The sequence below is a fragment of the Sphingomonas endophytica genome, assembly GCF_001476895.1.
GTDB classification, from domain to species: Bacteria; Pseudomonadota; Alphaproteobacteria; order Sphingomonadales; family Sphingomonadaceae; genus Sphingomonas; species Sphingomonas endophytica_A.
Window position 1 is genome coordinate 1 of sequence record NZ_LDTB01000310.1, and the last position, 930, is coordinate 930.

1 protein-coding gene is annotated in these 930 nt (G+C 64.6%); it reads right to left on the minus strand.

What is annotated here, in order from left to right; all coding sequences use genetic code 11:
• Window positions 1-930 (minus strand): class I tRNA ligase family protein (locus tag NS334_RS17365; protein ID WP_153002848.1); only part of this gene is annotated, 930 nt, incomplete at both ends.

The following is a 930-nucleotide window of genomic DNA, read 5'->3' on the forward strand; positions in this document are numbered from 1 at the left end:
TGTTTTGCCTTTCCGTCGTGGTCGGGTTCTTCGTGGGCGTTGGCGACGAACTTCGCGTTGGAGAGTTTTGCGTCGACGCGCTTGATGTCGGCGTCGGCCTTGCCGAGCTCCTTCTCGAGCCGCGCCCGTTCGGCGGCAAGATCGATCACGCCCTTCAGCGGCAATGCGACGACTTCACCGCGGACCAGCAGCTGCATCGCGCCTTCCGGCGCGGCGTCCGCGAACGAGATCTCCGACAACCGAGCGAGCCGCTTGATGGTGTCGTTCCAGCGCCGCGCACGGTCCCGCGTTTCATCCGAGTTGGTCACGATCACCAGCGGCGTCAGCGTCGATGGCGGAATGTTCATCTCCGCTTTCACCGAACGCATCGTGGTGACGAGATCGACCACCCAGCCGATCTCAGCTTCGGCCGCGGGATCGCTGAACTCGTCGGCGTCGAGCGCGGCAATGACCGGAGGGATGATCGGGTCGACGACTGGACCGGCGGTCGCGATCGCCGCCAGTTGCTCGCCGGTCACGCCCGATTTGCGCGGCCAAGACGCCAGCACCAGGAGGCCGTCGCGCTTCGCGGTCACGGCCCACAGCTCTTCGGTGATGAAGGGCATGAACGGATGCAGCAGCTTGAGGATCTCGTCGCGCGTCCAGGCGATCATGGCGCGGGTCTCGGCCTTGGCCGCGCCCTCCTCGCCCATCAGCACCGGCTTTGCGAGTTCGAGATACCAGTCGCAGAACACGTTCCAGACGAACCGGTAGATCGCGGCTGCCGCATCGTTGAAACGATGATCCTCGATCGTCTCGGTCACCTCACGGGTGACGCGCGAGGTCTCGTGCGCGATCCAGCGGTTCAAGGTTTCCTTCGCGTTCTTCGGATCGAACCCGTCCGGCTTCACGCACTCGTTCATCTCGGCGAAGCGGCAGGCGTTCCAGAAC